The organism is Aeromicrobium terrae, from assembly GCF_008039565.1.
GTDB lineage: Bacteria > Actinomycetota > Actinomycetes > Propionibacteriales > Nocardioidaceae > Aeromicrobium > Aeromicrobium terrae.
This window is the reverse complement of record NZ_VDUX01000001.1, coordinates 111,850-135,535: the sequence shown is the minus strand read 5'-3', so window position 1 is coordinate 135,535 and position 23,686 is coordinate 111,850. Positions and strand designations below refer to the sequence as shown.

General features: G+C 71.2%; 27 protein-coding genes. 16 read left to right on the top strand and 11 right to left on the bottom strand.

All coding sequences use genetic code 11. The features are described 5' to 3' along the window. Positions 1 to 33: 33 nt before the first annotated feature. The 5 genes from FHP06_RS00690 to htpX form a co-directional block, all read right to left on the bottom strand. The gene (locus tag FHP06_RS00690) at positions 34 to 1,005 is read right to left on the bottom strand and encodes a carbohydrate kinase family protein (RefSeq protein ID WP_147682833.1); all 972 of its coding nucleotides are present in this window, start codon (positions 1,003 to 1,005) and stop codon (positions 34 to 36) included. Between the two features lie 203 nt (positions 1,006 to 1,208). Then, positions 1,209 to 1,574 (bottom strand): HesB/IscA family protein, encoded by a 366-nt coding sequence (locus FHP06_RS00685; protein WP_147682831.1) that lies wholly within the window; start codon positions 1,572 to 1,574, stop codon positions 1,209 to 1,211. A 55-nt stretch (positions 1,575 to 1,629) separates the two neighbouring features. Continuing rightward, positions 1,630 to 2,751 carry a glycerate kinase family protein gene (locus FHP06_RS00680; protein ID WP_147682829.1) on the bottom strand — a complete coding sequence of 374 codons (1,122 nt, stop codon included), beginning with the start codon at positions 2,749 to 2,751 and terminating at the stop codon, positions 1,630 to 1,632. A gap of 3 nt (positions 2,752 to 2,754) precedes the next feature. Further along, entirely contained in the window at positions 2,755 to 4,026 is a 1,272-nt protein-coding gene (locus tag FHP06_RS00675; protein WP_147682827.1) for a PLP-dependent aminotransferase family protein, read from the bottom strand. Between the two features lie 9 nt (positions 4,027 to 4,035). Further along, a complete protein-coding gene (gene htpX / locus FHP06_RS00670; protein ID WP_147682825.1) occupies positions 4,036 to 4,938 on the bottom strand; it encodes a zinc metalloprotease HtpX in 903 nt (300 codons plus the stop codon). Between the two features lie 106 nt (positions 4,939 to 5,044). Here htpX and FHP06_RS00665 point away from each other — a divergent pair, with 106 nt between their 5' ends. Genes FHP06_RS00665 through FHP06_RS00650 form a run of 4 tightly spaced genes read left to right on the top strand, consistent with a single transcriptional unit; the run spans position 5,045 to position 7,676 of the window. Continuing rightward, a complete protein-coding gene (locus FHP06_RS00665; protein ID WP_187271726.1) occupies positions 5,045 to 6,274 on the top strand; it encodes an SGNH/GDSL hydrolase family protein in 1,230 nt (409 codons plus the stop codon). Next, positions 6,264 to 6,848, top strand: a complete 585-nt coding sequence (locus FHP06_RS00660; RefSeq protein ID WP_147682821.1) for a hypothetical protein — start codon at positions 6,264 to 6,266, stop codon at positions 6,846 to 6,848. Before FHP06_RS00665 ends, FHP06_RS00660 begins: the two co-directional genes overlap by 11 nt. Positions 6,849 to 6,861: 13 nt before the next feature. Then, positions 6,862 to 7,401 carry a DUF3043 domain-containing protein gene (locus FHP06_RS00655; RefSeq protein ID WP_147682819.1) on the top strand — a complete coding sequence of 180 codons (540 nt, stop codon included), beginning with the start codon at positions 6,862 to 6,864 and terminating at the stop codon, positions 7,399 to 7,401. Next, entirely contained in the window at positions 7,401 to 7,676 is a 276-nt protein-coding gene (locus FHP06_RS00650; RefSeq protein ID WP_147682817.1) for a hypothetical protein, read from the top strand. Before FHP06_RS00655 ends, FHP06_RS00650 begins: the two co-directional genes overlap by 1 nt. Here the strand turns inward: FHP06_RS00650 and FHP06_RS00645 are convergent. Together FHP06_RS00645 and gcvT are read right to left on the bottom strand one after the other, a co-directional pair. Then, complete coding sequence (locus FHP06_RS00645; RefSeq protein ID WP_147682815.1) at positions 7,673 to 7,867, bottom strand: YegP family protein; 195 nt, start codon at positions 7,865 to 7,867, stop codon at positions 7,673 to 7,675. The genes FHP06_RS00650 and FHP06_RS00645 overlap by 4 nt on opposite strands. A gap of 1 nt (position 7,868) precedes the next feature. Further along, positions 7,869 to 8,975: a glycine cleavage system aminomethyltransferase GcvT gene (gcvT, locus tag FHP06_RS00640; protein ID WP_147682813.1), complete on the bottom strand. Its 1,107-nt coding sequence runs from the start codon at positions 8,973 to 8,975 to the stop codon at positions 7,869 to 7,871. A 70-nt stretch (positions 8,976 to 9,045) separates the two neighbouring features. Here gcvT and FHP06_RS00635 point away from each other — a divergent pair, with 70 nt between their 5' ends. Together FHP06_RS00635 and FHP06_RS00630 are read left to right on the top strand one after the other, a co-directional pair. Beyond that, positions 9,046 to 10,521 (top strand): leucyl aminopeptidase, encoded by a 1,476-nt coding sequence (locus tag FHP06_RS00635; RefSeq protein ID WP_147682811.1) that lies wholly within the window; start codon positions 9,046 to 9,048, stop codon positions 10,519 to 10,521. An 8-nt stretch (positions 10,522 to 10,529) separates the two neighbouring features. After that, entirely contained in the window at positions 10,530 to 11,888 is a 1,359-nt protein-coding gene (locus tag FHP06_RS00630) for a serine hydrolase domain-containing protein (RefSeq protein WP_147682809.1), read from the top strand. Positions 11,889 to 11,892: 4 nt separating this feature from the next. Here the strand turns inward: FHP06_RS00630 and FHP06_RS16245 are convergent, their stop codons facing one another. Further along, positions 11,893 to 12,450 (bottom strand): hypothetical protein, encoded by a 558-nt coding sequence (locus FHP06_RS16245; RefSeq protein WP_222706311.1) that lies wholly within the window; start codon positions 12,448 to 12,450, stop codon positions 11,893 to 11,895. A 94-nt stretch (positions 12,451 to 12,544) separates the two neighbouring features. Here FHP06_RS16245 and lpdA point away from each other — a divergent pair, with 94 nt between their 5' ends. Genes lpdA through FHP06_RS00605 form a run of 4 tightly spaced genes read left to right on the top strand, consistent with a single transcriptional unit; the run spans position 12,545 to position 17,150 of the window. Further along, on the top strand, positions 12,545 to 13,930 hold the full coding sequence (gene lpdA / locus FHP06_RS00620; RefSeq protein ID WP_147682807.1) for a dihydrolipoyl dehydrogenase: 1,386 nt from the start codon (positions 12,545 to 12,547) through the stop codon (positions 13,928 to 13,930). A 24-nt stretch (positions 13,931 to 13,954) separates the two neighbouring features. After that, a complete protein-coding gene (gene sucB, locus FHP06_RS00615) occupies positions 13,955 to 15,742 on the top strand; it encodes a 2-oxoglutarate dehydrogenase, E2 component, dihydrolipoamide succinyltransferase (RefSeq protein WP_147682805.1) in 1,788 nt (595 codons plus the stop codon). Further along, positions 15,739 to 16,644, top strand: a complete 906-nt coding sequence (locus FHP06_RS00610; protein ID WP_330999594.1) for a TIGR01777 family oxidoreductase — start codon at positions 15,739 to 15,741, stop codon at positions 16,642 to 16,644. The genes sucB and FHP06_RS00610 overlap by 4 nt, the downstream gene beginning before the upstream one ends. Continuing rightward, positions 16,644 to 17,150: a mycothiol transferase gene (locus tag FHP06_RS00605; RefSeq protein ID WP_147682801.1), complete on the top strand. Its 507-nt coding sequence runs from the start codon at positions 16,644 to 16,646 to the stop codon at positions 17,148 to 17,150. The genes FHP06_RS00610 and FHP06_RS00605 overlap by 1 nt, the downstream gene beginning before the upstream one ends. Here the strand turns inward: FHP06_RS00605 and FHP06_RS00600 are convergent. Beyond that, positions 17,122 to 17,568 carry a hypothetical protein gene (locus FHP06_RS00600; RefSeq protein WP_147682799.1) on the bottom strand — a complete coding sequence of 149 codons (447 nt, stop codon included), beginning with the start codon at positions 17,566 to 17,568 and terminating at the stop codon, positions 17,122 to 17,124. The genes FHP06_RS00605 and FHP06_RS00600 overlap by 29 nt on opposite strands. A 67-nt stretch (positions 17,569 to 17,635) precedes the next feature. Between FHP06_RS00600 and lipB the strand changes: the two genes are divergently transcribed. From lipB to FHP06_RS00580, 4 genes are read left to right on the top strand one after another with little or no spacing between them, the layout of a single operon-like run. Beyond that, positions 17,636 to 18,361, top strand: a complete 726-nt coding sequence (gene lipB / locus FHP06_RS00595; RefSeq protein WP_147682798.1) for a lipoyl(octanoyl) transferase LipB — start codon at positions 17,636 to 17,638, stop codon at positions 18,359 to 18,361. 23 nt (positions 18,362 to 18,384) lie between these two features. After that, the gene (gene lipA / locus FHP06_RS00590) at positions 18,385 to 19,299 is read left to right on the top strand and encodes a lipoyl synthase (RefSeq protein WP_330999593.1); all 915 of its coding nucleotides are present in this window, start codon (positions 18,385 to 18,387) and stop codon (positions 19,297 to 19,299) included. A 10-nt stretch (positions 19,300 to 19,309) separates the two neighbouring features. After that, positions 19,310 to 20,020: a DUF4191 domain-containing protein gene (locus tag FHP06_RS00585; protein WP_147682794.1), complete on the top strand. Its 711-nt coding sequence runs from the start codon at positions 19,310 to 19,312 to the stop codon at positions 20,018 to 20,020. Between the two features lie 2 nt (positions 20,021 to 20,022). Continuing rightward, positions 20,023 to 20,370, top strand: coding sequence for a hypothetical protein (locus tag FHP06_RS00580; protein WP_147682792.1), 348 nt, complete (start codon positions 20,023 to 20,025; stop codon positions 20,368 to 20,370). Here the strand turns inward: FHP06_RS00580 and FHP06_RS00575 are convergent. Further along, positions 20,364 to 20,726 (bottom strand): RDD family protein, encoded by a 363-nt coding sequence (locus FHP06_RS00575; RefSeq protein ID WP_147682790.1) that lies wholly within the window; start codon positions 20,724 to 20,726, stop codon positions 20,364 to 20,366. The genes FHP06_RS00580 and FHP06_RS00575 overlap by 7 nt on opposite strands. 123 nt (positions 20,727 to 20,849) lie before the next feature. On the opposite strand from FHP06_RS00575, the gene glnA reads away from it, so the two are divergent. Together glnA and FHP06_RS00565 are read left to right on the top strand one after the other, a co-directional pair. Further along, a complete protein-coding gene (glnA, locus tag FHP06_RS00570) occupies positions 20,850 to 22,271 on the top strand; it encodes a type I glutamate--ammonia ligase (RefSeq protein WP_147682788.1) in 1,422 nt (473 codons plus the stop codon). A 3-nt stretch (positions 22,272 to 22,274) separates the two neighbouring features. Then, positions 22,275 to 23,162, top strand: coding sequence for an LLM class flavin-dependent oxidoreductase (locus FHP06_RS00565; RefSeq protein WP_147682786.1), 888 nt, complete (start codon positions 22,275 to 22,277; stop codon positions 23,160 to 23,162). Position 23,163: 1 nt separating this feature from the next. On the opposite strand, the gene FHP06_RS00560 is transcribed toward FHP06_RS00565, so the two are convergent. Beyond that, positions 23,164 to 23,646: a MarR family winged helix-turn-helix transcriptional regulator gene (locus FHP06_RS00560; protein ID WP_147682784.1), complete on the bottom strand. Its 483-nt coding sequence runs from the start codon at positions 23,644 to 23,646 to the stop codon at positions 23,164 to 23,166. Positions 23,647 to 23,686 lie beyond the last annotated feature (40 nt).

Genomic DNA, 23,686 nt, shown 5'->3' with positions numbered 1-23,686 from the left:
TCCTGCGATGACATCAACACGATAGTCCAGCGCTCACCCGAGGCTGAGAGCGGCATCGACCTCGGAGGCCGCCGTGTCGCCGTAGGCCGCGCCCAGGCGCTTGAGGAAGCCGTCACGCGTGAGCTCGTACTCCTGCGTGCCCTTGGTCTCGACCACGCTGGCGGCGATCGTGCACCCGATCTGGGCGGACCGCTCGAGGTCCAGCTCGGCCGCGATGCCGGCCAGGAAGCCGGCGCGGAAGCTGTCGCCGACACCCGTCGGGTCGACGGCCACGACGCCCTCGATGGCCTTGACCTCGACGGCCTCGCCGTCGGCCGGATAGACCGAGACGCCGTCCTTGCCGCGCGTGACGATCCGGGTGCCGACGTGCGCCTGGACGTCGGCGGACGACCAGCCGGTCTTCTGCTCGATGAGCGCGGCCTCGTAGTCGTTGCTGAACAGGTAGGTGGCGCCGTCGATCAGCTCGCGGATGAGGTCACCCTCGGCCCAGGCGAGCTGCTGCGACGGGTCGGCGGCGAAGGCCTGGCCGCGGTCACGGCAGCTCTGGGTGTGGCGCTGCATGCCCTCCGGGTCGTCGGGGCCGACGAGGACGAGGTCGAACTCGCCGAGCGCGGCGAGGTCGATGTCGCGCGCCTCGGACATCGCGCCGGCGTAGAACGTCGCGATCTGGGCCAGCGAGGAGTCGGTGGTGCAGACGAAGCGGGCGGTGTGCCGGGTGTCGGAGACGCGCACGCCGGTGGTGTCGACGCCAGCGTCCTCGAGCCAGCCGCGGTACTCCATCTCGAAGTCGCGTCCGACGGACCCGACCAGCACGGCGCGGTGGCCGAGCTGCGCCAGGGCGAACGCGATGTTCGCCGCGCAGCCGCCGCGGCGGACGTCCAGGTCCTCCGCGAGGAAGGAGAGGGAGATCTTGTCGAGCTCCTCCGGGACCAGCGAGTCGGCGAACTTGCCGGGGAAGGTCATCAGGTGGTCGGTCGCGATGGAACCGCAGATGGCGAGGCGCACGCGGACACGATAGACGATCCGAATCCCCGAGGGCGCGAAGCGCCCGAGCGGGATGAGGAGGTCGAGTGTGCTACCGCGAAGCGGTCCGGCGTACCGAGACCTCGGAAGCAATCAGGCCCAGCCGATGCACGGCTGGGCCCGAAGGTGATGTGGTCTCGATACGCCGCTCGTTCCTCGCGGCTACTCGACCACCGAGGGGATGGCTAGTGGAACGAGTCGCCGCAGGCGCACGAACCGGTGGCCATCGGGTTGTCGATCGTGAAGCCCTGCTTCTCGATGGTGTCGACGAAGTCGATGGAGGCGCCGTGCAGGTACGGCAGGCTCATGCGGTCGACGACGACGTTGACGCCGTCGAACTCGCGGATCTCGTCGCCGTCGAGCGAGCGCTCGTCGAAGAACAGCTGGTACCGCAGTCCGGAGCAGCCGCCGGGCTGCACGGCGATGCGCAGGGCGAGGTCGTCGCGGCCTTCCTGGTCGAGCAGGCTCTTCACCTTGGCGGCGGCGCCGGCGGTGAGCGTGATGCCGTCGGTGGCAGTGGTGGTGTCGGTGCTCGTGCTGTCGACAGTCATGTGGTCTCCCGGGTCGGGGGTGCGTCAGACAGAGCCAACGCCGGTGGTGCGGTACTCATTCCATGGTACGCGCGGGTGGTGACCACGTGCGGGCCACCCGCTCGGCGAGCCGCGCCAGTGATCCGTAGGGATCGGCGAGGGAGGCCTCGACGCCGGCGAGGTCCGCCGCACCGTAGGCGGACTCCACGCCCATCGCCCGCATCTCCCGCGTGCCGACGGTGACCTGGCCGGCCAGGACGATGCAGGGCCGGGCGGCGCCGGCGGCCCGGGCAGCCACCCCGTGCACGACCTTGCCGCTGCGCGACGTGTGGTCGAACGTGCCCTCCCCGGAGACCACGAGGTCGTGCGCGGCACAGGTCTCGGCGAGCCCGACGGCGTCGGCGACGAGGTCGACCCCCGGCTGCGTCGTGGCACCGAGGAGCAGCAGGGCGAAGCCGAGGCCGCCGGCCGCGCCGGCCCCCGGGCTGTCGGCGATCCGCCGCTCGGCCGGGGTGGTGCCGCACGTGGCGTCGACGAACGCGTCCAGCAGGCGGTCGACCACGAGGATCTCGTCCTCCTGGAGGCCCTTCTGCGGGCCGAAGGTCTTGGTGGCCCCGAACATCCCGAGCAGGGGTGCGTCGACGTCGATGGCCGCGACCAGCTCGACGCCCTCCAGCCGCTCCCGGGCGGGCGCGAGGTCGACGGACGTGACGTCACGCAGTCCGTTCGGCCCGGCGTCGAGCGGCACGTCCGCGGTGGCGCCGAGCGCGCCGAGCAGGCCCGCTCCCCCGTCGTTCGTGGCGCTGCCGCCGAGCCCGATCACCACGCGACGAGCCCCGGCGTCGACCGCGGCCGCAATCGCCTCGCCGACGCCCACCGTGCTCGCGTGCCACGGGTCCGGTCGATCGAGCAGCGGGTGCCCGCAGGCCTGCGCCGACTCGATCCACGCGGTCCCGTCGCGCAGCAGGACGGTGACCGGGACCGGCGCGCCGACGGGTCCGCGCACGGTGACGACCTGGAGGTCGCCGCCCAGCGCGGCGTGCAGCACATCGACGAATCCCGGGCCGCCGTCGGCCATCGGCACGGCCGTCAGCTCGTCACCGGGCGACTGCCGGCTCCAGCCCTCGGCGATGGCGCGCGCGGCCTCGGGCGCCGAGAGGGTGCCGGCGAACGCGTCCGGCGCGACCAGCACCCGCATGGGCTAGGACGCGAGCTGCTTCTCGGCGGCGGCCAGGAGCACGCACGTGGCGAGCCCGTCCATCGCCGCGCGGAGGTCGTCGATCGACGGGAACGACGGCGCGATCCGGATGTTCCGGTCGCGCGGGTCCTGGCCGTGCGGGAACGACGAGCCGGCCGGGGTCAGCGCGATGCCGGCCTCCTTGCAGAGCTCGACGACGCGAGACGCCGTGCCGTCGACGACGTCGAGGCTCACGAAGTAGCCGCCCTTGGGCTCCGACCACGTGGCGACACCATGACCGCCGAGCCGGTCCTCGAGGATCTCGAGCACCGCGGCGAACTTGGGGGCCAGGATGGCGCGGTGCCGGTCCATCAGGTCCAGCACGCCGTCGAGGTCGCGCAGGTGCCGGGCGTGCCGCAAATGGTTGAGCTTGTCGGGGCCGATGGTCCGCTTGCCGAGCAGGCGCAGGTACCACGCGACGTTCTCCTCCGAGCTGCCGAGGAAGCAGACGCCGGACCCGGCGAAGGTGATCTTCGACGTGGACGCGAACAGGATCGGCCGGTTCGGGTGACCCGACGCGGCGCTCAGTCCGGCGATGTCGGGGGTCTTGGTGCGCTGCTCGGTGAGGTGGTGCACGGCGTACGCGTTGTCCCAGAAGATCCGGAAGTCCGGGGCCGCCGTCTCCATCGCAGCGAGCTCGGCCGCCACGGCCTCGCTCACGACCGCGCCCGTGGGGTTGCTGTACGTGGGCACCAGCCACATGCCCTTGACCGACGGGTCGGCGGCGAGCTCGCGCACCGCCGTCATGTCGGGACCGTCGGGTCGCATCTCCACGGGGGCCATGCGGATGCCGTACTGCTCCGTGAGGGCGAAGTGGCGGTCGTAGCCGGGGACGGGGCAGATGAACGTGACCTCGTCCTCCTCCACCCACGGGCGTGGCGAGTCGGGCGTGCCCCTGAGCAGCGCGAAGACCAGCGAGTCGTGCATCATCGCCAGGCTCGCGTTGTCGCCGGCGACGACCTGCTCGACGGGCAGGTGGAGGATCTCGGCGAAGATCGCGCGCAGCTCGGTCAGGCCCTCGATGCCGCCGTAGTTGCGGGTGTCGATGCCCTTGGAGTCCTTGAAGTCGGGCCCGGGCAGCGTCAGGAGGTCGGACGAGAGGTCCAGCTGCTCCGGCGACGGCTTGCCTCGCGTGAGGTCGAGCGTGAGTCCCGCGGCCTTGAGGGCGTCGTACTTCGCCTGCTGGTCGTCGTGGAGGGCCTGCAGCTGGTCGCGGGTGAGGGCGTCGAACGTCACACGCCGAGACTATCCAGCCGTCGTGCCTCGATCGATCTGGGCTCCGAGCTCCTGCAGCTGCGCCAGGCGACGCTCGAGCGACGGGTGGGTGGAGAACAGCGCGCTGATCGACTCGCGGCTGATCGCCGGCGCGAAGAAGAACGCGCTGAGCGCCTGCGCGTCGCGCAGCTGGCTGTTGGGGATGCGGCTCATGTCGCCGGAGATCTTCATCAGCGCCGTGGCCAGCGCGGTGGGGTTGCCGGTGAGCGCGGCGCCGCTGCGGTCGGCGCTGAGCTCGCGGTAGCGCGACAGGGCGCGGGTCAGCAGGAAGCTGACGAAGTACACGACCATGCTCACCGCGAACACGACGATGAACGGCACGCCGTTGCCGTTGCGGTTGCGGCCGCCGCCGAAGAAGAAGCCCCAGCGGGTGATGAAGCCGGCGAGCAGGCCGAGCGACGACGCCACCGTCATCACCGAGACGTCGCGGTTCGCGACGTGCCCGAGCTCGTGCCCGATGACCGCCTCGAGCTCGTCGCGGTTCAGTCGCTGCATGATGCCGGTGGTGACACAGACGACGGCCCGCTTCGGCGTGCGGCCAGTGGCGAAGGCGTTCGGCATCGCGGTGTCGGCGACCGCGACCCGCGGCTTCGGCATGTCGGCCATCAGGCAGAGGCGGTCGATCATCGCGTGCAGCTCCGGCGCCTGCTGGGGCGTGACCTCCTGGCCGCCGATCGACCGCAGCGCCAGCCGGTCGGAGAAGAACCACTGGCCCCAGGCGAGGCCGAGCGTGATGACGATGCCCATCAGGGCGCTGCCGGAGAAGGAGATGAGCACGGCGCCGAAGAGCACGTAGAGCGCGCCCAGGCCGAGGCCGACGCCGCCCATCCGCCAGCTCAGTCCCCGATCGCCACGAAATCCGGTGCGGGCCATGGCCGTTCTCCTTCCAGGTCCGGCCAGGGTACGACCCAGGTGGGTGGGCCCACGATGGGTCCACGGACCCTGGTCGCCCGTGACGCAGGTCACGTTCGATCGAGCCATGCGCGCGCAGCCGATCCGCGAAAGAGGCCAGGGCTCCACCGAGCTCCTCGGCATCGTCGTGCTGGCCGCGATCATCGTCGGGGGGCTGGTGTTCACCGTCAGCAGCTCCGACGACCACGTCAGCTCGACGATCCGCTCGAAGATCTGCGAGATCACCTCCGGCGGCGAGGGCGACTGCGGCGACGTCGCGCCGCTCCCGACGCTCACCACCACCGGCGTCCCGACCTACCTCGACCCGTCACTCACGCCGCAGCAGCAGGCGGAGTCCGGACGGTACGTCGCGCTGGGCGACTCCTTCTCCTCCGGCGAGGGCGGGTCGGAGTACGACCCGAAGACCGACGAGAACTACGCCGACGAGGCCGAGTACTACTGGCGCACCCACAACCCGGACGGCACGCAGAAGCCGACGATCTGCACGTACCACCCGCAGATCCCGGGCGACCACCGCGCGTGCGGCAACGACCCGTACGCCCCGCAGGAGAAGCCGTACAACAACACGTGCCACCGTTCCACCCAGGCATACCCGCAGCGCGTCAACGACGAGCACACGTTCGCCGGCGGCTGGACGTTCGCGGCGTGCTCCGGCGCGGTCACGGACGACTTCAGCCGCCCCAACCCGAGCAACGACGACGAGCCGGCGCAGCTCTCCCACCTGAACGCCGAGACCAGCCTCGTGACGTTCAGCATCGGCGGCAACGACGCGAAGTTCGCCGACACCCTGTCCGGCTGCATCGCCGCCGGCCTCAACCCGTTCGACTCCTGCACGGACGACGACGAGAAGCAGGCCGTGGAGGAGAACATCGACGTCGCCCTCGAGAACCTGGAGGAGCTGTTGCCCCTGGTTCGCGAGAAGGCGCCGAATGCACGCATCCTGGTGGTGGGCTACCCGCGCTTCTTCCCGGAGGAGCCCGGCAGCGAGTGGGGCGACGGCACCCAGATCGACCACGACGACATCCTGTTCATCAACAGCAAGGTCAAGGACATGGACGAACGCATCGGTCAGCTGGTCGACCGGCTCAACGAGGAGCACCCGCACAGCTTCGAGTACGTGGACGTCTACGACGCGTTCGCCGGGTGCGAGATCGGCACCGACTCGCCGTGCATGAACAACATCGAGCTGCGCTGGGCCGACGGCAAGCCGGACAAGAACGGCAGCTACCACCCGAACGACAAGGGTCACGGGAAGCTGGCCGAGCAGGTCGAGGAGGTCATCCGGCATGGCAGCTAGACGACTCGCGGTCCTCACCGTCCTGGCCCTGACGCTCTCCCTCTCGGCCTGCGGCAGTGACGCGCCGAAGGACGACAAGAAGCCCACGGCGGCGGACGTGCGGGCGAACCGCACCATCCTCGAGGCGGACGACCTGCCCGACGGCTGGCGCCGCGTGCCGGCCAAGGACCGCCTGGACGGGCCGCCCGGCACCGCCCGCTACTGCGGGGTCGTCGCCGAGCCCGACCCCGTGCGCGAAGGTCGGATCTCCTACTACGAGCAGGCGTCGCTCCCGCGCTCCGTGCTCGAGTACGGGATGCTCAGCACCGTCGACGGCGCCTCCGCGACGATGGCGACCCTAGTCGAGCGCAAGGACGACTGCGCCGAGCCGGGCGCGAAGGTCACCCCCGTGCCCGTGTCCGTCGGCGACGAGTCGGTGGCCTGGGACTTCACCCGCGAGGGCGGCCCGTCGTTCCGCACCGTGGTGTTCCGGCGCGCCGACGTCGTCGTGGTCCTCGTGGCCACCGGCGACACGTCCGTGCCCGGCGACGAGCAGCTCGAGATCGCCCGGGCGATCGACGACCGGCTGCGCTGACTAGGCTGGCGTCGTGGACGACGACGTACGCAAGGGACGCGCGACGCCCAGCCGCAAGGAGGCGGAGGCGGCGCGCAAGAAGGCCATGAAGCCTGCGCTGACGCGCAAGGAGCAGCTCAGGCGCGAGCGCGAGGCGCGCGCGACCATCCGCCAGCGCCAGCAGGAGGCCATGCGCGGGACGAGCGGCAGCGACGAGCGCTACCTCCCGTCGCGCGACCGCGGACCGGTGCGCCGGTTCGCCCGCGACTACGTCGACCGCCGCCGCACGTTCGCCGAGTACCTGCTGCCGGTCCTGATCGTCGCGTTCATCGCGACGCTGTTCCCGCCGATCGCGACGGTCGCGGTGCTTGTCTGGGTGATCTGGACGGCCCTGTTCATCGTCGACGAGGTCGTCATGATCCGCGGGCTCAAGAAGGAGATCCGCCGGCGGTTCCCCGGCGAGTCCACCCGGGGCATCACCTTGTACGTGCTGCTGCGCAGCACCCAGATGCGCCGGCTGCGTCTCCCCAAGGCGCAGATCCCGCGCAACGCCCCGCTGCCCGACCACTACTGATGGCCGACCGTCGCGCGGTCGGGTCCGTCGCGGCCACCGTCCTCGTGCTCGCCGCGGCCGGACTGGCGTGGTTCGTGTGCGGCGTCGTGTGGCTCGTCGACTTCGACGACTCCGACCCGGACAGTGCCCGGGCGGGCACCTCCGCAGTTCTCCTGACGATCACGATCGTCGGGGCTCTCGTGGCGATCCTTGCGGCGCGCGACGCCCGGCTCGGCCGGCGCGTGATCTACGCCGGCGCGGTCGCCGCGGCACTCCCCTGGCTCACTGCTCTCTAGGCCGGGTGCAGCGACATCGGGCCGTAGACCTCGGTGTCGCCGTCGAACAGCCGGAGCTGGTCGATGCCCTGCTCGAGGAGGGCGTTGAACTCCTCGCCCACCCAGGACTCGGCATCACTGCGGCTGTCGAACGCCTCGGAGCGGCCGACGGTGGCGCCGTCCGCGGTCTCGTAGGTCCAGGTCCAGGCCATCTCAGCTCTCCTTGGTCGACGGCTCGACGAACGGCGGCTTGGTGACGGTGAACGACTCCGCGCGCCCGCGGACGTCGACGACCACGGTGTCCCCGTCGCCGACAGAGCGGTCGAGCAGGGCCAGGCCGACACCCTGCCGCAGCGTCGGCGAGAACGTGCCGGACGTGACCTCGCCGACCGTGGCGCCGGGGTCGTCGGCCCGCCGGACGGTCATGCCGGGGCGAGGGATCCCGCGACCCTCGGCCAGCAGGCCCCGGACGAGCGGGACGGACTTCTCGGCGCGCTGCTTCTCCAGGGCGTCCTTGCCCCAGAACGCCGGCTTGTCCCAGCCGACCGCCCAGCCGGCACGCGCCATCACCGGGCTGATCTCGACGGACAGCTCGTGGCCGTGCAGCGGGTAACCCATCTCGGTGCGCAGGGTGTCGCGGGCGCCCAGGCCGCAGGGGCGCAGCCCGTGGGGCTCGCCGGCCTCGACGAGCGCGTCCCACACGTCGACCGCCCCGTCGCTGGGCACGACGAGCTCGTAGCCGCGCTCCCCCGTGTAGCCCGTGCGGCAGACGGTGAGCTCGTGGCCGGCGACCGTGCCGTCGGCGAAGGACATGTACTCGTGGTCGACGGGCAGGTCGAGCGCGGTGAGCACCTCGTCGCTGAGCGTGCCCTGCACGGCGAGGACCGCGTGCTCCCGGTGCTGGTTCGTGACCTCGATGCCGTCCGGGGCCGCCGCCTTCAGCCGGTCGACGACCGCGGCGGTGTTGGCCGCGTTGGGGATCAGGAAGACCTCGAAGTCGCTGCGCAGGTAGGCGATCAGGTCGTCGATCGTGCCGCCGTCGTCGTCGCAGCACAGCGTGTACTGGGCCTTGCCCGGCTGGATGCGCCGCAGGTCGTTGGTCAGGCAGGCGTTGACGAACTCGGCGGCGCCCGCACCGCGCACCAGCGCCTTGCCGAGGTGGCTGACGTCGAACAGACCCACCTGCTCCCGCACCGCCTTGTGCTCGGCCAGCACACCCCCGCCGGCATATTCCAGCGGCATCTCCCAGCCGCCGAACTCGGCGAGCTTCGCCCCGAGGGCGACGTGGCGGTCGTGGAGCGGCGAGTGCAGCAGGTCCATGCGCGCCAACCTAGCCGTGCCTCACGGCCCGGCCTCACCGTAGGTACGACTTGGTGGTTACATGGCGCCCATGGTGTCTGTGAGCCTCAGCACGTCCAAGCCGACCACCGCCCGGGCCGACGCCCTGGTCCTCGGCATCAGGACCGACGACGACAAGGACGTGTTCGGGCCCAGCCTCGACGCGATCGGGTTCACCGGGGAGCGGAACCAGGTGTCCTCGTTCCCGGCCGGCGACCTCGCCCGTGTGTCCTTGGTCGTCGCCGTCGCGCTGCCCGAGGAGCCGACCGCCGAGGACCTCCGCCGAGCCGCCGCCCGCGGCGTGCGGGCCGCCGCCCAGGCGAACGTGACCTCCGTCGCCGTCGACCTGCACCCGGCCGACGTCGATGAGCTGGGCGCCGTCGCCGAGGGCGTCGCGCTGGGCACCTACCGCTACGAGGCCTACAAGTCCAAGGGCAAGGACAAGAAGAAGGCCAAGGCGAAGAAGCACGTCGAGTCCGTCGTCCTGCTCAGCCCGTTCGCCCGCCAGGTCGCCGCGCAGGACGCGCTCGACCGCGCCGAGATCGTCACCGGAGCGGTCAACGTGGTCCGGAGCTGGGTCAACACCCCGCCCGGCGACCTGCGTCCGCCGATGTTCGCCGACGCCATCGCCGAGCACGTCGGCACCCAGGGCAGCCCGGTGAAGGTGCAGGTCTGGGACGAGAAGCGCCTGGCCCGTGAGCGCTGCGGCGGACTGATCGGCGTGGGCTCCGGCTCCGACGCCCCGCCGCGCCTCGTCAAGCTCACCTACTCCCCCGCCGGCGCCACGCAGCACATCGCCCTCGTGGGCAAGGGCATCACGTTCGACTCCGGCGGCCTGTCGATCAAGCCCGGCGCGTCGATGCAGACCATGAAGCTCGACATGGCGGGCGCCGCGGCCGTCGTCGGGGCGACCGTGGCCATCGCCGAGCTCGGCCTGCCGATCAAGGTCACGACGTTCGCCTGCCTCGCCGAGAACATGCCCAGCGGCTCGGCCACCCGGCCCGGCGACGTGCTCTCCATGCGTAACGGGTCCACCGTCGAGGTCCACAACACCGACGCCGAGGGTCGGCTCGTCCTGGCGGACGGCCTCTCGCTCGCGGTAGAGGCCAAGCCCGACCGCATCATCGACGTCGCGACCCTGACCGGCGCCTGCATGATCGCGCTCGGCGAGCTCACCGCGGGCATCCTGGGCAACGACGACGACTTCCGCGACCAGGTCTTCGAGGCCTCCAAGACGGCCGGCGAGTCCATGTGGCCGCTGCCGATCGTCGAGGAGATGAAGGAGAAGGTGAACTCCTCCTCCATCGCCGACCTCCGCCAGCACAACCCGAAGCCGTACGGCGGCACGCTGTTCGCCGCCGCGTTCCTGCGGGAGTTCGTCGGCGACGTGCCGTGGGCCCACCTCGACATCGCCGGTCCGTCGTTCAACGAGGGCTCCGCGCGCGACTACACGCCCGTGGGCGGCACGGGCGTCGCGGTCCGCACGCTCGTCCAGCTCGCCTCCGAGCTGGCCGGCTCCGCCGGCTGACGTCGGCCATGGCGCTCTCCCCGGCGACGGCGGTCCTGCTCGGCCGGCGCCTCCGCGAGGAGCAGGCCGACCGGCGCCTGCCGTCGGTCGTCGCCGCCGTCGTGCGGGACGATCAGGTGGTCTGGTCCGACGCGGCCGGCACCCTCGACGGCCGACGCGACGGCCTCGCGCCGACCGCGGCCACCGCCTACCGCCTGGGCTCCATCACGAAGACGTTCGTGGCCGTGGAGGTCATGCGGCTGCGCGACGAGGGTTCGCTCGATCTCGCCGACACCGCCGCCGACCACCTCCCCGAGCTCGCGTCGCTCGACCTGGGCCGGGTGACCGTCGGGCAGCTCCTCACCCACACGTCCGGACTGCAGTCGGAGACCGACGGCCCCTGGTGGGAGCGCGCGCCGGGCGACGACTGGCCGGCCCTCGTCGAGGCCGCTCCGCAGCTGCGCTTCGCCCCGGGCACGCGCTACCACTACTCGAACACCGGGTACGCGGTCCTCGGCGAGATCGTCGCCCGTCGCCGCGGCGTGGCCTGGACCGAGGCCGTGGAGGGCGGCATCCTGCGGCCTCTCGGCCTGACCATGACGACCCGGCCGCCTGCCGACGCCGCCCCCGGGCTCGCGGTGCACCCGTTCGCCGACCTGGTCCACGCCGAGCCGGAGCACGACGCCGGCGCCATGGCCCCGGCGGGCCAGCTCTGGGCGTCGATCACCGACCTGGCCGGCTGGGCCGCGTTCCTCGCCGGGGCGACCCGGGACGTCCTCGCCGCGGACACCCTGACCGAGATGCTCCGGCCCGTCGCGCTCAACGACGTCCCCGACGTCGCCTGGGGCAGCGCGCACGGGCTCGGCTGGCAGGTCTGGAACGTCGACGGACGCCGGTACGCCGGGCACGGCGGATCGATGCCGGGCTTCCTGGCGACCCTGCGGGTCGACCTCGAGACCGGCGACGGCGCGGTGCTGCTCACGAACGCGACGTCGGGCTTGGGCACGGTCAACGCGGACCTGCTCGACCTGCTCCACGAGCACGAACCGCACCTCCCAGCTCCGTGGAGCGTCGACACCGCCCACGAGGCCGGGCTCGACCTCGTCGGTGAGTGGTTCTGGGGCACGCAGGCCTTCACCCTGCGGCTGGACGGCACCGACGGTCTCCGGCTCGGCACGCCGGGCGAGGGACGCGGCGCCCGGTTCACCCGGCGCGGAGACGCCTGGATCGGCCTCGAGGGTTACTACGCCGGCGAGACCCTGACCGTCCGGCGCGACGCCGACGGGGTCCCGGTCCAGCTGGACCTCGCGTCGTTCGTCTTCACCCGGACGCCGTACGACCCGGCGGCCGAGCTGCCAGGCGGCCACGACCCGGCCGGGTGGCACTGACGGCCTAGGTGTGCAGGCCGAGCGTCCGTGCGGCGTCCTCGACCTCGTCCCACGCGGCGCGGTCGCCACCGCGGCGGTCCGGATGGGCGCGGCTGCGGGCCAGGCGCCAGATGCGGCGCAGCTCCTCGGGATCATGACCCTTCGCCGACTCGCCGGCGAGGTCCTCCAGCCACCCGAGCGCGGCGCGCTGGTTGGTGTCGAGGCCGGCCGGTCGCGTGGCCTCTGCCTCGCGGGGTGTGGTGGTGGTCTTCGCGCGGTCGCCGCGCTGGCGCATCGTGTAGTCGCGCATCCGCTGCGGATATCCGACCCGGTTGGTGTCGTACACCGGGATCCCCTGCTTGCGCGCGAAGTCGGCCGCGGCCTGGGGGCTCGGGACGCGTCGACGCGTCCACTCGCCGTCGCCGGCGACGAGCAGCATCGTGGTCTGCGTGACCGACGTCTGCGGCTCCACGTACGCCTCGACACCGCGCCGGGACGCACACCAGTCGCGCAGCTGCGCGAGGTCGTCCTTGGTGGCCTTGCGGTCGCTCCGCGGGCCTCGACGACTGCGGAACAGACCCATGCGACCAGTGTGCCTGACGGCGGTAGCCCCGGTGGCAGGACCGACCAGCCAGGTGACAAGATGACGAACGAAGATTCCATCACGGGAGGCGACAGTGGCCGACAGCCCTGCGGACACCAACAACTTCGACATCGTGGTCCTGGGCGGTGGCAGCGGCGGCTATGCGTGCGCGCTCCGCGCCGCGCAGCTCGGGCTGACCGTGGCGATGGTCGAGAAGGGCAAGGTCGGCGGCACCTGCCTGCACAACGGCTGCATCCCGACCAAGGCCCTCCTGCACGCCGCCGAGGTGGCCGACGCGGCCCGTGAGGGCAGCGCGTTCGGCGTGAAGAGCACCTTCGACGGCATCGACATGCCGCAGGTGAACACGTACAAGGACGGCGTGATCACCAAGATGTACAAGGGCCTTCAGGGCCTCATCAAGGCGGCCGGCATCACGGTCGTCGAGGGTGAGGGCAAGGTCGTCGGAGACAAGACGGTCGAGGTGAACGGCACCCGGTACACCGGCAAGAACCTCGTGCTCGCCACGGGCTCGTACGCTCGCACGCTGCCCGGTCTGGAGATCGGCGGCCGCGTCATCACCAGCGACGAGGCGCTCACCATGAGCGAGGTCCCCAACAACGTCGTGATCATCGGCGGCAGCGTCATCGGCGTGGAGTTCGCGTCGGTGTGGAAGTCGTTCGGCGCCGAGGTCACCATCGTCGAGGCCCTGCCCACGCTCATCCCGCTGGAGGACCCCACGCTCTCCAAGCAGCTCGAGCGCGCGTTCCGCAAGCGCAAGATCGCCTTCAAGACCGGCGTGAAGTTCAGCGGCGTCAAGCAGACCGACAGCGGCGTCACCGTCTCGCTGGAGAACGGCGAGACCATCGAGACCGACCTCGTGCTCGTGGCCGTCGGCCGCGGTCCCCGCTCCGAGGGCATGGGCTACGAGGAGGCCGGCATCACGGTCGACCGCGGCTGGGTGCCCACCGACGAGCGCCTGCACACCAACGTCGACGGCGTCTTCGCGGTCGGCGACCTCGTGCCCGGCCTGCAGCTGGCCCACCGCGGCTTCGCGCACGGCATCTTCGTGGCCGAGGAGATCGCCGGCCTCAAGCCGCAGCCCGTCATCGACTCCGGCATCCCCCGCGTCACCTACTGCGAGCCCGAGGTCGCTTCCGTCGGCCTCACCGAGCCGCAGGCCAAGGAGAAGTACGGCGAGGTCGAGACCTACGAGTACAACCTCGGCGGCAACGGCAAGAGCCAGATCCTGCAGACCGCCGGCGTGGTGAAGCTGGTCCGCGAGAAGGACGGCCCGATCGTGGGCGTCCACATGGTCGGTGCCCGGTTCGGCGAGCAGGTCGGCGAGGCCTCGCTGATGGTCAACTGGGAGGCCTTCCCCGAGGACGTCGCCCAGTTCATCCATGCGCACCCGACGCAGAACGAGTCGCTCGGCGAGGCGTCGCTCGCGCTGGCCGGCAAGCCGCTCCACTCCCACGCCTGATCACACCTGAGGACAGAGGACACCATGGCCACGACCGTCACCCTTCCCGCCCTCGGTGAGAGCGTCACCGAAGGCACCGTCACCCAGTGGCTCAAGCAGGTCGGCGACGAGGTCGCCGTCGACGAGCCGCTCCTCGAGGTCTCCACCGACAAGGTCGACACCGAGATCCCGTCCCCGGTCGCCGGCACGCTGCTGGAGATCAAGGCCGACGAGGACGAGACGGTCGAGGTCGGCGCGGTGCTCGCCATCATCGGCGAGGCCGGCGAGAGCGCCGACTCCGGCAGCGGTGACGACTCCGCGCCCGTCGAGGACACGGCCGAGGCACAGCCCGAGCCGGAGCCCGCCCCCGAGCCCGAGTCAGCACCGGAGCCCGAGCAGAAGGCCGAGCCGGAGCAGAGCGCGCCGCCGGAGGACACCCCGTCCGGGCCCGACACGCGCGAGACGGACCAGGGCACCGAGATCGTGCTCCCGGCGCTCGGCGAGAGCGTCACCGAGGGCACCGTCACCCAGTGGCTCAAGCAGGTCGGCGACGACGTCGCCGTCGACGAGCCGCTGCTGGAGATCTCCACCGACAAGGTCGACACCGAGGTCCCCTCCCCCGTGGCCGGAAAGCTCCTGGAGATCCGCGCCGAGGAGGACGAGACCGTCGAGGTCGGCGCCGTCCTGGCCGTGATCGGGTCCGGCGACGCCGCGCCGCAGCAGGAGTCTCAGCCCGCGGCCGAGGAGAAGCCAGAGCCGGAGCCCGAGCCCGAGCCGGCACCTGAGCCCGAGCCGGAGCCGAAGGCCGAGGAGGCTCCCGCTCCTGAGCCCGAGCCTGAGCCTGAGCCTGGGCCCCAGAAGGCCCCCGAGCCCGCCCCGGCGCCGCAGGCCTCCACGAGCTCGAGCTCGTCGGGCGACACGTACGTGACGCCGATCGTGCGCAAGCTCGCCAAGCAGCACGGCGTCGACCTCGCGTCGATCACCGGCACCGGCGTCGGCGGCCGCATCCGCAAGCAGGACGTGCTCGACGCCGCCGAGAAGGCACCGGCCGCCGCGGCACCCGCGGCCGCTGCCACGTCGGCCCCGGCCGCCCCGGCGCAGCCGTCGCCGCTGCGCGGCAGCACCGAGAAGCTGAGCCGGCTGCGCAAGACCATCGCCACGCGCATGGTCGAGTCGCTGCAGGTCTCCGCGCAGCTCACCCAGGTGCACGAGGTCGACGTCACCGAGATCGCCCGCCTGCGGGCGCGGCACAAGGACGCGTTCCTCGAGCGCGAGGGCGTCAAGCTCACGTACCTGCCGTTCTTCGCGAAGGCCGCCATCGAGGCGCTCAAGTCGCACCCGAAGGTCAACGCGGCGCTCGACGTCGAGGCCGGCACCGTCACCTACCCGGACGGCGAGCACCTCGGCATCGCGGTCGACACCGAGCGCGGCTTGCTCGTGCCGACGATCCGCGACGCCGGTGACCTGTCGATCGCCGGGCTCGCCCGGAAGATCGCCGACGTCGCCGAGCGCACGCGCACCAACAAGATCTCGCCCGACGAGATCTCCGGTGCCACGTTCACGATCACGAACCTCGGCAGCAACGGCGCCCTGTTCGACACGCCGATCATCAACCAGCCGCAGGTCGCGATCCTGGGTGTGGGCGCGGTCGTCAAGCGCCCGGTCGTCATCACCGACGCCCAGGGCGGCGAGAGCATCGCGGTGCGCAGCATGGCGTACCTCGCGCTCACCTACGACCACCGCATCATCGACGGTGCGGACGCCGGCCGGTTCCTGACGGCTGTGAAGGACCGCCTGCAGAACGGGTCCTTCGACGGCGAGATGGGGTCCTGATCCCAAGCCTGCAGGTCGTCGTCGGGGGCGCGTCGGGGTTCCTCGGAACCGCCCTCGTGGCGCACCTGCGCGCGCAGGGCCACGGGGTCACCCGGCTGGTCCGCGACGAGCGACAGGTCCGCGACGACGCGTCGCTGTGGGACCCGCGCACGGGCCGCATCGACCAGATCGTCATCGACCGGGCCGACGCCGTCGTCAACCTGTCGGGTGCGTCGATCGGCCACTGGCCGCGCACGTCGTCGTACAAGCGCGAGCTCATGCGGTCCCGTGTCGACCCCACCACGACCCTGGCCCGGGCCATCGCCGGCTCGGACGACCCGCCCGTGCTGCTCTCCGGCTCCGCGATGGGCATCTACGGGAGCAACCGCGGCGACGACGTCCTCACCGAGGAGAGCGAGCTCGGCGACGACTTCCCCGCGCAGATCGCCACCAAGTGGGAGGCGGCGGCACAGCCCGCCGTCGACGCCGGCGCTCGTGTGGTGTTCCTGCGGACCGCCCTGGTCCTGGAGCAGTCCGGCGGCCTGCTCGGCCCGATCCTGCCGCTGTTCAAGCTCGGACTGGGCGGCCGGCTCGGCAACGGCCGGCAGCACATGGCGCTGGTCTCCATGACCGACTGGCTCCGGGCCGTGACGTTCCTGCTCGAGAACAAGGACGCCTCCGGGCCGTACAACATCGTCATGCCCGCCGACGTCACCAACTCCCAGTTCACCGCCGCCCTGGGCGACGTCCTGCACCGCCCGACCGTGATGACCGCGCCGCGGTTCGCGCTGCGCGGCGTCCTCGGCGGCATGGCGAACGACCTGCTCGGCTCCATCCGCCTGCAGCCGGCCCGGCTGCGCGAGGCCGGGTTCGAGTTCGAGCACGCCGACCTCGAGTCCGCGATGCGGTCGGCCCTGGCCTGATGGTCCTCGTCGAGGTTCAGCCGTCGGACGCGGCCGACCCCGCAGCGCACCTGCGCGCCCAGCTCGACTTCTACCGCTCGGCCGTCCTGAGCAAGCTCGACGGCCTCGACGACGCCGCGCTCGACGCCGCCGTCCTGCCGTCGGGCTGGACGCCGCGCCAGCTGCTCGCACACCTGGTGTTCATGGAGCGCCGCTGGTTCGTGTGGGGATTCCTCGGCGAACAGGTCGCGGACCCGTGGGGCGACCAGGTCGACGAGCGGTGGCACACCGACGCGTCCGTCGCCGAGCTCTCCGAGAGGCTGGTCGCGGGCGGACGTCGCACGTCGGAGATCCTGCGCGACCGTCCGCTCTCGGCCGTCGCGGCCACCGGCGGTCGCTTCCCGGCGGAGGAGCCACCGCCCACGCTGGCGACCATCGCGTTCCACGTGCTGCAGGAGATGGCGCGGCACGCCGGCCACCTCGACGTCGTCCGCGAGCTCATCGACGGCTCCACCGGGGAGAGCTGACCGACGCGATCCGCCACGCGTCGTCGACGCGCCGGAGCACCACGGTGTGGCGCGACCACTCGTCGCGCGGCAGGCGGCGCCACGATCCGTCGGCCGTGCGGACCGTCGTGGGCGCGAGCCGGTCGACGACGTCGAGCACGACGCGATCGGGATCGTCCGACGCCACCTGGCACCGTCGCCGCTCCAGCCTCATGCCGTGCAGCCGCAGGCCGCGCTCGCGGTACGACCGCAGCACCGCCACGTCGGGCCGAGCCGCGCGCTCGTCGGTGTAGACGTCCGCCAGCCGCTGCTCGTCAGAGCTCACGAAGGCCTGCGCCCGCGCGGCGTCGAGCCCGCCGAGAACCAGGCACGCCGGGTGGTCGTCGGCCCCGCCGACCCACGCGGCCAGCAGCCACAGCAGCGCGAGCACGGAGTCCATGGCCGCAGTGTCGACGAGCGGCCGGACGCTCGCCGATCGCCATCCACAGCCGCGCTAACCTGAAGTGGTGACGGCGCTGAGCATCCTCGACGACTGGTACGGCGCGAACGCGCTGCCCTACGAGGAGGCCTGGGCCCTCCAGCGGGAGCTGCACGAGCAGCGGACGAACGACTCGATCGGCGACACCGCGCTCTTCCTCGAGCACCCGCCCGTCTACACCGCCGGCAAACGCACCGAGCCGCACGAGCGTCCGTTCGACGGCACTCCGGTCGTCGACGTCGACCGCGGGGGCAAGATCACGTTCCACGGCCCCGGCCAGCTGGTCGGCTACCCGATCACCAAGCTGCCGTCGCACGTTCTCGTCGTCGACTACGTCCGACGCGTCGAGGAGGCACTGATCCGCGCCGTCGCCGACCTCGGTGTCGCCGCCGGTCGCGTCCCGGGACGCTCAGGCGTCTGGCTTGCTGCCGACGACCGCGGCCAGGAGCGCAAGATCGCCGCCATCGGCATCCGCGTCGCCAAGGGGGTCACGATGCACGGCTTCTCGCTGAACGCCGACGTCGACCTCGCCTGGTACGACCGCTTCGTCCCCTGCGGCATCGCCGACGCGGGCGTCACCACGCTGTCCGAAGAGCTCGGCCGCGACGTCACCGTGCCCGAGGCCGCCGGTGCCGTCCGGCCCCACCTCGTCGATCTCCTCGCGTGGGAGCCGTACACCCCGTCCCCCGACATCGCGCACGACGCTCACGAGAACCTGAGCGTTCCCGTGGGCACCGTAAGGTTGAGCTCGTGACCATCGCTCCTGAAGGCCGCAAGATGCTGCGCCTCGAGGTCCGGAACGCCGAGACCCCGATCGAGAAGAAGCCCGAGTGGATCAAGACCCGGGCGAAGATGGGCCCTGAGTACAACGAGCTGATGAACCTGGTGAAGGGCGAGGGGCTGCACACCGTCTGCCAGGAGGCCGGCTGCCCCAACATCTTCGAGTGCTGGGAGGACCGCGAGGCCACCTTCCTCATCGGTGGCGAGCAGTGCACCCGGCGGTGCGACTTCTGCCAGATCGACACCGGCAAGCCCGCTCCGCTGGACCGGGACGAGCCGCGTCGTGTCGCCGAGAGCGTCAAGAAGATGCAGCTGCGCTACTCCACCATCACCGGCGTCGCCCGCGACGACCTCCCCGACGGAGGCGCGTGGCTGTACGCCGAGACGGTCCGCCAGATCCACGAGCTGAACCCCGGCACCGGCGTCGAGAACCTGATTCCCGACTTCAACGGCGTCCCGGAGCTGCTCGAGCAGGTCTTCGACTCCCGCCCGGAGGTGCTGGCTCACAACGTGGAGACCGTGCCGCGCATCTTCAAGCGCATCCGCCCGGCGTTCCGCTACGACCGCTCCCTCGACGTCCTCACCCAGGCCCGCGCGTACGGCCTGGTCACCAAGAGCAACCTGATCCTCGGCATGGGCGAGACCCGCGAGGAGGTCAGCCAGGCGCTGCGCGACCTGCACGACGCCGGGTGCGACCTGATCACCATCACCCAGTACCTGCGCCCCTCCAAGCGCCACCACCCCGTCGAGCGGTGGGTCAAGCCCGAGGAGTTCGTCGAGCTCAAGGACGAGGCCGACGAGATCGGCTTCGCCGGCGTCATGTCCGGCCCGCTGGTCCGCTCCTCGTACCGCGCCGGCCGCCTGTACCAGCAGGCTCTCGCCGCCCGCGGCATCGCCACGCCCGCCGAGTAGGCTGGTCCGCATGTCTAACGCCGCGCCACAGCCGGAGAAGGGCCGCCTGCGCCAGATGCGCCAGGCCTACCGGATCACCAAGAACTCCGATCCGAACATCGGGCTCATCCTGCTCCTGTGGTTCGTCCTGGTCGGTGGCCTCTTCGCCGTCGGCGGGTTCTTCCTGTTCGGCACCGGAACGTTCGGCATCATCCTCACGGTCGTCTTCGCGCTGATGACCGGCCTGCTGGCCGTCCTCATCGTGTTCGGCCGGCGCGCCGAGAAGGCCGCCTACGCCCAGGCCGAGGGCCAGCGTGGTGCCTCCGCCGGAGCGCTCGGCATGCTCAAGCGCGGCTGGGACCTGAAGACCGAGCCGGTGGCCGTCACCCGCAACCAGGACGTCGTGTTCCGCGTCGTCGGCCGCCCAGGCATCATCCTGGTGGGCGAGGGCAACGGCAGCCGAGTCCGTGGGCTGCTGGCGTCGGAGAAGAAGCGGCACAGCCGCATCGCCGGCGAGGAGATCCCGGTCCATCTCGTCGTGGTCGGTCGCGGGGAGGACGAGGTTCCGCTCACCAAGCTGCTCAAGCACGTGCAGAAGCTGCCGAAGGCGCTCAAGCCGGCCGAGCAGACCGCGGTCATGAACAAGCTGAAGGCGCTCGACTCGATGCGACCCGGCGTCCCGATCCCCCGCGGCCCGATGCCCACGAACCTGAAGGGCGCCCGCCGCGCGATGCGCGGCTGACCGTGCGACCCCTCCTCCTCGGGGCGGCCGTCGTCGTCCTGCTCGCCGGCTGCCAGGGCGAGAATGACCCCGGCGAGATGACCGCCCAGCAGTACCGCTCGCTGGCGGCCCAGAAGAGCACGCTGTCCGTCGACGACGTCACCGCCAAGGGCGCGATCCGCAGCACCAAGCTCGAGAAGGCATGGTCCGACGACGGCGGCGCTGCACCCGCCGCCGGGCTCGACTGCCTCTTCGCGCGCACGACCTTCAAGACCCGCGACCGCGGTGTCGCCCGGTTCTGCTTCGACGCCCAGGGCACGGCCGTCTCGGTCGAGCGCAACCGCTCGGACCTGCCGAACCCGTCCTACTGAACCGGCATCACGCGCGACGTCACGGCGATGTCGTGCAGTCCGCGGCGCTCGTCGTTCATGACGACCGCCGGGATGACCAGGCAGACCAGCAGCGTGCGCAGGATCGCCCGCGGGACGCCGATCGGGCGACCGTTGGGCCCCTCGACCTTCAGGCCCACGACCCGCTTGCCGATCGAGTAGCCGAGCAGACCGGTGAGCAGCGCGACCTCCCCGACGAAGAAGCCGGTGATGACGAGGTTCTGCCCGATGTCGTCCGGTGGATAGCTCACTCCGGCCAGCGCGATGGCGCTGAACGCGGCGATCACCCAGTCGATCAGCAGGGCGACGAGACGTCGTCCCAGGGAGACATGGGGCACGAGGCGACCCTATCCGCGGACTTGTAACATGCCGGAAACAAACAGGTGACGGTCGGGAAACTGCCCGACCCTAGCGTGTGGACCACAATCGATGGCCGCGCCGGAAGCGGCTGAGGAGGCCCCATGTTCGGCAGTGCCGACGAGCTGTTCAAGTTCATCAAGGACGAGGGAGTCGAGTACCTCGACGTCCGATTCACCGACCTTCCCGGCATCCAGCAGCAGCTCACCCTGCCGGCCGCGTCGTTCGACGCGGACATGGTGCAGAACGGCGTCGCGTTCGACGGCTCGTCCGTCCGCGGCTTCCAGACCATCGACCAGTCCGACATGGTGCTGTTCCCGGACGTGAGCACCGCCTACGTCGACCCGTTCAAGGCGCGCAAGACGATCGCGATGGACTTCTTCGTCCACGACCCGATCACCGGCGAGGCCTACTCGCGCGACCCGCGCAACATCGCCCGCAAGGCCGAGGCGTACCTGGCCACCACAGGCATCGGCGACACCGCCTTCTTCGCGCCTGAGGCCGAGTTCTACATCTTCGACCGCGTGAACTACGGCACCAGCGCCAACAAGTCGTTCTACGAGATCACGTCGGCCGAGGCCGCCTGGTCCACCGGTGACGACATCACCGACAACCGCGGCTACAAGGTGCGCTACAAGGGCGGTTACTTCCCCGTCGCCCCCACCGACAAGCTGGCCGACCTGCGCAACGACATGATGACGAACCTGCAGGACGCCGGCCTCGTCCTCGAGCGCGGTCACCACGAGGTCGGCACGTCGGGCCAGGCGGAGATCAACTACCGCTTCAACACGCTGCTCAAGGCCGCCGACGACCTGATGAAGTTCAAGTACATCGTCCGCAACACGGCCTGGGCCAACGACAAGACCGTGACGTTCATGCCGAAGCCGATCTTCGGCGACAACGGCTCGGGCATGCACGTGCACCAGTCGGTGTGGAACAACGGCGAGCCGCTGTTCTACGACGAGGCCGGCTACGGCGGACTCTCCGACACCGCCCGCCACTACATCGGCGGCATCCTGAAGCACGCGCCGTCGCTGCTGGCGTTCACCAACCCGTCGGTGAACTCGTACCACCGCCTGGTGCCGGGCTTCGAGGCCCCGATCGCGCTCGTCTACTCCGCGCGCAACCGGTCCGCCTGCGTCCGCATCCCGATCACCGGTGCGAACCCGAAGGCCAAGCGCATCGAGTTCCGCTGCCCCGACCCGTCCAGCAACCCGTACCTCGCCTTCTCGGCGCTGCTGCTGGCCGGCCTCGACGGCATCAAGAACAAGATCGAGCCGCCGGCGCCGATCGACAAGAACATCTACGAGCTCCCGCCCGAGGAGTACGCGGAGATCGACCACGTGCCGACCTCCCTCGGCGCCGTCCTCGACTCGCTCGAGGCCGACCACGAGTTCCTCACCGCCGGTGACGTGTTCACGTCCGACCTGATCGAGACGTGGATCGAGTACAAGCGCACCGAGGAGATCGCGCCGGTGCAGCTGCGGCCGCACCCGCACGAGTTCGAGCTCTACTACGACATCTGATCGGTGAAGGTCGGCGTCGCCGTCCCCCAGATGGCGACGGAGTACGGACCAGGCACCACGGTGTCGTGGGCCAGGGCCATCGACGACGGACCGTTCTCGAGCGTCTCGGCCGGCGAGCGCGTCACCTTCTCCAACCCGGAGATGGTGGCGACGCTCGCCGCGTGCGCTGCGGTCACCGAACGCGTCCGGGTCTTCGCCAATCTGTGGGTGCTCCCCCAGCACCCGATGGCGATGGTGGCGCAGCAGATCGGCACGCTCGACCAGCTCTCCCACGGTCGTCTCGACGTCGCGGTGGGCGTGGGGGCCCGGGACGACGACTACCGCGCGCTGGGCGCCGAGGTCCGCAACCGGCACGCACGGCTGGACGCCCAGGTGGCCGAGCTGCGGTCGCTGCTGGCAGGTGAGCCGCCGTTCGACGGTGCGGACCCCGTGGGGCCGGCAGTCGTGCAACCCGGCGGTCCGCAGATCCTGGCCGGCGCCGTGGGACCGAAGGCGATGCGCCGCGCGGCGCAGTGGGCCGACGGGATCAGCGGCTTCAGCATCGCCGCCGACCCTGCCGAGATCGGCAAGGTCAACGCCCTCGCCGAGACGTGCTGGCAGGACGCCGGACGTGCCGGCGCGCCGCGGAAGGTCAACGGCACGTTCGTCGCTGTCGGCGTGCCCGACAGCGTCGAGACACTGCACGCGTTCACCGCCCGCTACCTCTCGTTCCTCGGGCCGAAGCTGGCGGAAGCGATCGCGGCCACCGCCCGCACCTCCTCCCCCGACGCCCTGCGGGCTGCGCTGGACGGCGCCGAGGAGGCCGGGTGCGACGAGATGATCGTGGTTCCCGCCACCACGGACCTCCGCTGCCTCGACGTCGTGGCGGACGTCGTCGCGTCGCGCGGCTAGCTCAGCAGGACTGGATCCGGCAGCGCACCTGTTCGCCGATCTCGGCGAGGGCCGTGATCTGCGCAGCACTGAGCGGATCGATGACGAGGTCGCGGACGGCGGTCACGTGGCCCGGCGCGGCCTCGACGACCTTGTCCATCCCGGACTCGGTGAGGGTCACGTTCGTGTAGCGGGCGTTGGTCGGGTCGGGCTCCCGGCGCAGCCAGCCCCGCTCCTCCAGCCGTTTCACGACGTTCGAGAGCCGGGACAGGGATCCGCCGGCCATCTCGGCCAGCTCGCTCATCCGGCACGTCGGCTCGGGCTCCGTCATCGACAGTCGGCTGAGGACGAAGTACTCGTACAGGTTGAGGCCCGCGTCGCGCTGGAGCTGCGCGTCCAGCGTCGTCGGCAGCTCCACCAGGACGTGCGCCAAGGCGACCCACGCCCGCTGCTCGTCCTCGGTGAGCCACTGCGTCGTCGAGGCAGCGGTGTCCTTCGTGGCCATGCCTTCACGGTAGTCGCCCGACACCCCTGCTTGTCCTCAC